Here is a 7,858-nt window from a genome sequence, read left to right as displayed (position 1 = left end):
CCTGCGTCACCATCGAGCATGCCCTGCGGATCGCTACGCCACCGACCGATGGCAGATGTACGCCAAAGTTCCGAGCAGGAGCCGGGCTTCGCCCGCGCAGCGGGTGACTTAGGGCTGCGCCCTTCGCAGAGGCGGGGGGGCTGCGCCCCCCGTGTTGGGGCTGCGCCCCAACTGGGAAGTGCCGTGCTGCGCACGGTAGTTCTGGACTGCGTCCAGAACTACCCTTCGCTGCGCTCTCGGGTCCGCCTGGTGAGCAAGTCGCTGCTTTCCTTCTGGCGTCTGCGGATTGAGTGGGGAACTGTCACAGGCTGGCTGGCTAAGGAGCTCGGGGGCCGGCGGGGTTGGTTCCTGAGCGTCGATTCGGATTATCTCTGGCCTGGGTCGATGATGCGCTTTGGGATGTGGGTCCCTCTCCGACAGAAGGGAAGCCGGCCCATCCAAGCCAGTGTGGGCCGCCTGTCCCGCCTCGAGTTCTCAAAATTCTATGGAACGAGGTGCGGCAACCTCCGTGAACGGAAGGCGATTTGGATTATATCCGCTCCGGTCTCTGATCCCGTTTCTTGGGGTTGCCCTCGACCAGCTTCGGTCACGCGAAGCGTATAGAAAGCTCTCCGCCGTTCGGGAAATCTACGAGATCGTCACACCGAGTGGTTCCTTGAATCGTTCTTCCGGTTCTGATGCAAAGACAAACCTGGCAAAAAGACAAACCTGGCAATCTGCCCCTTCTAGCAATCAATTTGTTGCACTGTCAGTAGGAGTGGGCCTTCAAAACCCTTCCTCGGATATGGAGAGTCTCCATCAGAAGGAGATGGATGACGTCTTCGTGCTGTTCTCTATGAATTGGAGCGACAGCACTCCGGCCAATGAAACCTGTGGTGAGCTGCTGGTTCATGAACTGAAGTGCCTTGTGAGCTTCCTTCAGTTCGGCCAGGCGGGCAAGGGAGTCGCTCTCCGAGACCGGAAATGCTTCTCTTGTGGAAAAAGCTGCGTCGGCGGCCTTGTCGGATCGGTATTTCTCAACTTCGGAGAGCCTGACGGGCCAGAGACCCTTAAATCGAGGGCGCAGGGCTCCGGGCTGCTTTTGCGGTGTGCTGAGGTCGGGGTGAACTGGGCCGCTGGCGTCGCTTTGTGTCGGTGCCTCAGCAAGGAGGGCTTCCTTGGCCAGGTGCCTGGGCCAGCGCTGGTGGGCGATGGCTCTCTTGGCGAGCATTTCCTTTGCCTGACGGCGTCCCTCCCCCGTCAATGAACAAAGGATCCTCGGTGGACGGCCTGGGTGCGGTCCCGGTTCGTTCCGGGTCACGATCCACGTCAATGCAGCAAGCCTGGTGAGAATCTGCGAGACCGTGCTTTTGCCCAAGCCGGTCTGCTCGCTGATCCTCGCCGCCCACGGCGAGTCGTCGGCTGAAGCGTCCAGGAGCAGGCTCAGCACCTCGACCGTAGGAAGAGTCGCGCGGATCGCGAGAGTTGTCACACGCATACCCGACCACACCGAAGAGCAACAGTCAAGAATGAACTATGGTCAGGCAGCTCTGCGTCGAGGGCTACGTCTGCGGGGCGCGCCGCGGCTTCGTGCTCGACCTCGCGCGGGCTGAAGGAAACCTCGGGAGGCGGGCCGTCACCACTTTCTTCATGCTCGCTGGTACGACCGCCGCCGGCCCTGGGCTGGTACTGGCAGCTGAGCGGCAACGAAAGCCTTCCCTGCACCGTCCACTCGACTATCGCCTCACACCTGCACCGCTACGCACGAACCCGGTGCGGCGGTGTCTGGCCTGCTCTCATGACGGGCCAGGCATCGGGAAGGATGACCGCCTATGCGGCGGTGCCGTGGTGGTGGAGGGCTCGAACGCCGTCGGCCCGCTGGCGAGGTAGGCGCTGAGGCGGTCGCGATGCGGGCAAGGTAGAAGAACTGACGCTCGTCGGCGGACTCCATCGTATGGAGGAAGCGGCCGATGCCAGCCGCGAAGGCGCTCACAGCAGCCTGACCGGCCATCATACTTATGGGCTCGCGGCTACCACCCGGCTGCGCGCCTTCTTCCTGCCCTATACCCAGCCCCAGGAGCCGCCCGTGCATCCCAACGACCGCGCCAAAAACAATGCCGTCGTCCGCTCGATGAGATTAGGGCCGAGCCCTCGCACTGGCGGTGTTCCTCACCCTGACCATCGCCGCTTGCCTGTACACACTGATCAGTCTGACCGGCCCCGCACTGTTTTGGTGGCTCCGCTGGCAGCCCTGTGTCTTGGCCGGCCCCGGCCAAGAGAGGTACCCATGTCCCAAGGCATTCCCGACCTCGCCGTGCTCGATTCCGATATGGCCGACGCCGTGCTGGCCCTCGACCTCACTGTGGCTCGCCCGGCTGCCGCCGAGGAGCAGTTGGCCGCCCGCGACGCCGCCCCGGGTGAGGCTGTTGAGTAGGCGCAGCAAGAAGGACCGGGCTCGCAGCTCTGACACCCTGCCGTCCGAGTGGGACGGCGCCAGCTGGGTGACGAGCGTCGGCGTGAAGAAGCACGGTTGGTCCGATGCTGCGCGCAGCGCCCTGATACCCGAGAACCCGGCCGCGCCAGGAAGAGTCAGGATCTACTCCGCCGAGCAGATCGCTGTGATCGTCGGGCACCCCGAGTGGTCCAAGCATGTCCATGAGAACGACCCGGACTACTGGGAAGACCCCGCCATCCGCAGTGCTCTCCGCGAAGCAGTCGCCCGGCACAGCACGTCGCAGCCGACCGAAGTCCCCTCCGACCGACCGACCTCGCCTGAGCCACTGTTCCTTGCGCCGCAGATACAGCCCACGCAGCAGCCTTCTGTGAACAGTCGTACGAAGGACAAGCAGCAGAAGCACGAGGGGACTACGTCTGTTCGGACCCCCGGCCGGACGGCCGCGGAACGCAGAGCACTCCTGAAAGCCGTCGAGGAGCACAGAGCGCTCCGGAAGGCCGCCAAGGCCGAGGAACGCAGAGCACTCCTGAGAGCCGCCGAGGCCGAGGCACGGGACCGCGCCGAGGCAACCCGCCACGAGTTCGCCCACCCGCTCCCTCAGCAGAAGCCTCGCACTTCACCCCAGCCGGCCCACACCCCGCCAATGGCCACGAGCTCTCTCGCGTATCCCCCGATCCAGCCCGGCCCCCGCATCGGGGGTACCCCTGCGGCCGCCCCGAAACCCGCGGCTTCCACCGCGCCGATGACGGAGGACGAACTCAGCACCGAGTACCGGCGCCTGGTCGCCATCGCCGAGCGTCGCGCCGCCACCACCACAGGCAGGCGCCGTACGGCTGGCGCACGTCCTGTACGGATCCCGGCCTCTCGAGAGGCCGTCGTGCTGCGCAGCCGGGGGAAGTGCGAGAACCCGCTGTGTGGCGGCCAGCCCTACGACGAGGGCTTGGACGGGCAACCGCTGCTGGATGTGGACCACATCGACGACCTCGCTCTGGGTGGCGCGGACCTCCCCGAGAACATGGTGGCACTGTGCCCAAATTGCCACCGGGTCAAGACGCTGGGCCGGTCCCGCGACGAGCTGCGCGAGGTGCTCCGCCGGGTCGCCGCCCAGGCGCACGCCGATACCTGGGCACACGGCCGTACTTGAACCCGCGGGATGTCTCCCCCGCGGAGAGCCGCTGTGGCGGTGCTGGATTGGTGTCGTGCGGGCTGGGCCGCTGACACCGAGGGGGAGCCGCACGCGCGGCTATGTGCACCAGGGGTGTAACTACAGTGGCCAGTAACTGTTTGGCTTTGTATCTCAGTGCGGGAGTCGTTCCGAGGTGACGGCGGGAGTCACCTCGTTGGGGCCGGAAGCGATGTCAGCGACTCGGGGAGTCACCTGCGTGCTGGTCGCCGGCGCGCGGCTCTCTGGCCCCTTCCTCGATAGCTGCGGGCCGTTGCCGTCGGCGAAGTCGCAGGTCCAGGTGGAGCGCCCGAGCGAAGCGAGGACGAACGACCTGGACGGGCGGCGAGCGACGGCCGCAATCGGCCCTCGAGGAAGGGCCGTAGTGACTTCCGGAGTCAGTGACATTGATCTTGCGGGACCCGTGGTTACTGACTCCCGGAATCGCGTCGAAACGACATCCCCGGAGAGTGACACAGCCAACTGTTGGACTCCGAGCACTGTGGCGATCTGGATCACATGAGGATTTTCGGGGTGCATGGTCGGATCGAGTCCGTGTCGGGACCGAGAGGAGAAGGATCTCCACCGACAAGGAGGCGACCATGGCCACCGAGAACCCGGCGCCCAGTTACACGATGCTTGAGGACGACGGTTCCACCGCCCTCGACCTGTATGAGCGGATCCACCGGATCAACTGTGATCCGGATTCCGTCACCCAGATCACGGCTCTGTTCCCGGTCCACTGGACCGGGAACAACAACGACGTCGTGACCCTCCAGGCGGACGGAAGCGTCGCCGTCGACATGGACGGCACGTTCGAACCGCCCGAGCCGTTCAACCGTTCCCTTCCTTCGATGATGATCACCACCACCGACGGTCGCATGGCGGTGTTCGACACCGACCGCCCGGCCGGCCAGACGATCGAGTCCGGGTTCCGGTCGCTGAACATCCCGGTCCCCGACGTGATCCAGGCGCTGAACGCCCGCGAGGCCGCACTCGTCGGCGATCGATCCGCGGTTGACGCCTTCACGTCGGGGGGGCTCAGGCTGTGGAGCGGATGGAATGAGCCGGTCTCCACCGCCCTGCTCGGCAGCTGGGCGGACCCTCTCCACGAGCAGGGCCACCTGACTCCTGACGCCTTGAAGGAACTGAGGTCCGAGATCAAGGCGATCAACCGGCAGCTCACCCCGGTCTGGCGCCGCAAGGTCAACAAGTCGCGGCTGTGGCTGCTCGACACCCCGCTCGGCGACGGGCTGACCTTGTACGACCTGGTCGCCGACCAGGCTGCAGACGCCGGCGTCGAGGTCGCCTTTGAAGACCCGCGTCTGGTCGAGGTTCTGGAGGCCCTCTCCCCGGTCGAGCGAGCGGTGACTCTCGCCCTAGCCCACCCCGGGGTCACCACTTGGGCCGAGGCGGCCATGGCCGCCGGTGCCGCGCATCCGGAGCGCCTGGGCGAACAGGTCCGCCGGAAGGTGAAACGGCTCGCCAAGCGCTGCGCTTCGGCTGTCAGCCGCTGATCCACTGGCTGTCGCCTGCCCAGGAAACGGCTCGGTGGTAGCCGTGACGCAGGAAAGGTGGATCTCGTGGTGCACCGAGGGCGCGGCTGTGGCTGTGCGGGGGCCGCTCACCTGCCTCGGTTCCCTGGCGTGTCCCGGGGTTGCCGAAGGGTCGAAAAGCGAGGTTGGCGGCTCCTTTCACGGTCTGCCGGGCGATGTGCGTAGGGGATCTTTCGCCGCACGGCCTGGTCTGGAAAAGACCCAGGTGAGAGATGGTGTGCTGGGGGTGAAGTTCCCTCTCTAGGGTGTCCGCCGTTAGAGGGAACAGATCGGTTCCTTCGGGGCCTGTGTGTCATACCCCCCTGCTGCACTGCAGACATGCGAGTTACACGCTCTCCTCGTCCTGCCCACCATGGGTCCGACGAGTACGACGAGTCGGATGACGTCCTGCGGTCTTTGCTGGACCGTGAGGAACTGCGTCTGCTGTCCGCCCTTTCCAAGACCGCGGCCGAGGACGGCACATGGCTGGACCTGGTGGCGGATCCGGGGTTCGTGCGGCGTACGTCGGTACTGGCACGTGCTGCTCCTTTGCACCGCATCGACCAGCGGCAGGCATGGCAGCAGTTCCCGGCCGGCCTCTACGATCCGCGGACCCTGGCTCTGGCGGCGCTGGAGGCCGTGGTGAGCAGGCAGGGGATGGAGGTCGAGGCGACCACGGAGGACGTGGTGGGCTTTCTGACTGCCCTGGCCGGGGCGTCGGCTCCGGAGCGGGAGGAGGACGAGCACCGGGCAGTTGCGCGGTTCGTTCTTCGTGAGCTGCTCAACGATGCTCAGGGCGGTGAGGAGTTCGACGTCTCCTACAGCGATTACCGGGCTGGCCATCAGCGGGTGACGGTGTCGCTGCGGTTTTTGGAGGAGGGGTTCGGGCGGCATGGCCAGGTGGTCTTGAAGGCCACTGCTCCGGCGATCAACCTGCTGCTGGCGGGGCTGGAGTACGACGTGGAGGACGAGCAGGCGGCGACGGATGCGATGCTGCGCCGGCAGGTCAGTACGGGGCGGTGGGGGCGCGCTGAGGAGAGTGCGGCCGACAGCCTGAAGTTGTCGTTGCTCTACGGCGAGCGGGTCCGTGCGGCGTTGGAGGACACCGGGCGCAATGTGCGGGCGGTGGACTGGAAGCATGAGGTGCCGCAGCTGCTGCGCGCGGCGCGGTCCCATCTGGGTGAGCGGCAGCAGGTGGAGCGCGAGTTGATGGAGTGGACTCGGCAGGCGCGCAATGAGGTGACCGACCCCGACGTGAGGCACACGTGCGTGCGGGTGCTGCGGTTGCTGGAGCGGGCCCATCTGCGTCACACGCAGTTGCTGGCCAGTGTGATCGACGCCCGGCCGATGTTCCTGCGTTTTCAGGCCGAGCAGCGGTTCAGGCCGACGCCTCGCCTGGGTGTGGTGGGTGTGCAGGAGGACCTGCTGGAGCCGCTGCTGGAACTCGGGCTCGTGGAGGCTGAGGTGGTGGCGAGCCTGTTCGCAGACGGGGTGGCGGGGCCCGTGGTGCCTCGCCTGCCGAGGCTGCGGGAGTGGTGGGAGCTGCTCCTTGCGCCGGTGCGTGAGGTCCGGGAGGTGTTCGCGGACGAGGAGGTGGAGCTGGTCGCCGAGGAGGCGCGCGAGCGGGGGCTGTACAGCGAAGCAGACGTCACGGCTGTGCGCGGGGTGCTGGAGGGGGCTCTGGGGGCTCCGGTGCGGCTTTCGGTCCTGGTGGAACAAGCGCTGGAGCACGGGGAGGAAGCGGCGGACCTTTTGGCGGTGTCGGTTCTGCAGGCGTATGCGCCTGATCCGGTGGACTCGGAGGAGGGCGTGGGAGTGGTGGAGCTGGAGGATCTGCTTGGGGAGCGGCTGGTGGTGCTGGACGACGGGGCGGAGTTTGATCTGGGGATGCTGAGTGGGAGCGATCTGTTGGTGGTTCCTGTCCAGCCGCTGATCCCGGATCCTTCGTCCGGTGAGCGGGACCGCCAGGGGGTTGTGGCATGAGCACGGGCTACGCCTACAGTGCGGCGGATCTGGTGGATGCCGCCCGTCTGGTCAGTTTCGGCTGTCAGCCGCGTCTGCGGCCGCTCGGGGTGCCCCAGTACCGGGACCTGCTGCAGCGCTACCGCAGGGACGGGGCGTTTCGTGATGTGGTCGACGCGATGGCGGAGGGTCTGGAGACGGACCTGGTCGAGGCGCATGAGCTGGAGGGGCTGGTGCTGCACCCGCGTAACGGGTCGTGGCTCTCCTACCAGCTGAAGGACCATCCGAAGCTGGGGGTGCAGGACCGGCTGGTGCTGGGGCTGGCCCATGTGGCGATCGCGGCCCGGGCCTACCCGTATCCGGCGGACCTGGAGGAGGAGAGCGTCAAGCGTGTCTCCTTGGTAGAGATCGACGACTTCCTTCGGAGTCTGACCGAGCGGCTGCGGCGTGCCGCGGTCGATGACGAGGGGCTGGCGGTTCCTCATGCCGAGCTGGACGCGGCCTGGCGGATCTACTCCAAGTGCTCGCCCGGCCGGCCCACGGCTTCCGGCCGGCTGGCGAGGTCCAGCACCCAGTGGGTGATCAGGGAAGCGCTGGAGTGGCTGGTGAGCCAGGGGATGGCTATGCGGGCGCCTGAGCTGGGTTCGGGGCACTACCGGCTGACTCACCGGTTCCGGCTGCAGGTACGTGAGAGCGCCTCCGCGGCCGCGTTCTCCGTGTTGTGCGACATCCGCCGTGCCCAGCTTGCCGAGGAGGCGTAGCCCT

Annotated in this window: 6 protein-coding genes; 5 read left to right on the top strand and 1 reads right to left on the bottom strand. The window is 66.5% G+C overall.

Translation table 11 applies throughout. The annotated features are described in order from the left end of the window. Positions 1-748 precede the first annotated feature (748 nt). Positions 749-1,471, bottom strand: a complete 723-nt coding sequence (locus ABZ842_RS36775) for a hypothetical protein (protein ID WP_361547463.1) — start codon at positions 1,469-1,471, stop codon at positions 749-751. Between the two features lie 795 nt (positions 1,472-2,266). Here ABZ842_RS36775 and ABZ842_RS36770 point away from each other — a divergent pair. From ABZ842_RS36770 to ABZ842_RS36750, 5 genes are all read left to right on the top strand, one after another. Beyond that, the gene (locus ABZ842_RS36770) at positions 2,267-2,413 is read left to right on the top strand and encodes a hypothetical protein (protein WP_361547460.1); all 147 of its coding nucleotides are present in this window, start codon (positions 2,267-2,269) and stop codon (positions 2,411-2,413) included. A gap of 763 nt (positions 2,414-3,176) precedes the next feature. After that, a complete protein-coding gene (locus tag ABZ842_RS36765; RefSeq protein ID WP_361547457.1) occupies positions 3,177-3,578 on the top strand; it encodes an HNH endonuclease signature motif containing protein in 402 nt (133 codons plus the stop codon). Positions 3,579-4,198: 620 nt separating this feature from the next. Continuing rightward, a complete protein-coding gene (locus ABZ842_RS36760; protein WP_361547454.1) occupies positions 4,199-5,113 on the top strand; it encodes a hypothetical protein in 915 nt (304 codons plus the stop codon). A gap of 435 nt (positions 5,114-5,548) precedes the next feature. Continuing rightward, positions 5,549-7,114, top strand: coding sequence for a hypothetical protein (locus ABZ842_RS36755; protein WP_361547451.1), 1,566 nt, complete (start codon positions 5,549-5,551; stop codon positions 7,112-7,114). After that, the gene (locus ABZ842_RS36750) at positions 7,111-7,854 is read left to right on the top strand and encodes a hypothetical protein (RefSeq protein ID WP_361547448.1); all 744 of its coding nucleotides are present in this window, start codon (positions 7,111-7,113) and stop codon (positions 7,852-7,854) included. Before ABZ842_RS36755 ends, ABZ842_RS36750 begins: the two co-directional genes overlap by 4 nt. The last annotated feature ends 4 nt before the right edge of the window (positions 7,855-7,858 follow it).

It is taken from the genome of Streptomyces sp. NPDC047315 (assembly GCF_040643215.1).
GTDB lineage: Bacteria > Actinomycetota > Actinomycetes > Streptomycetales > Streptomycetaceae > Streptomyces.
The sequence above is the reverse complement of the archived record's forward strand: the minus strand, read 5'-3'. Positions and strand labels throughout refer to the sequence as shown.

What these genes read in the sequence shown, in the direction of transcription:
- ABZ842_RS36770 (WP_361547460.1), top strand. Translation starts at nt 2,267, where the DNA reads ATGTCCCAAGGCATTCCCGACCTCGCCGTGCTCGATTCCGATATGGCC.
- ABZ842_RS36765 (WP_361547457.1), top strand. Translation starts at nt 3,177, where the DNA reads ATGACGGAGGACGAACTCAGCACCGAGTACCGGCGCCTGGTCGCCATC.
- ABZ842_RS36760 (WP_361547454.1), top strand. Translation starts at nt 4,199, where the DNA reads ATGGCCACCGAGAACCCGGCGCCCAGTTACACGATGCTTGAGGACGAC.
- ABZ842_RS36750 (WP_361547448.1), top strand. Translation starts at nt 7,111, where the DNA reads ATGAGCACGGGCTACGCCTACAGTGCGGCGGATCTGGTGGATGCCGCC.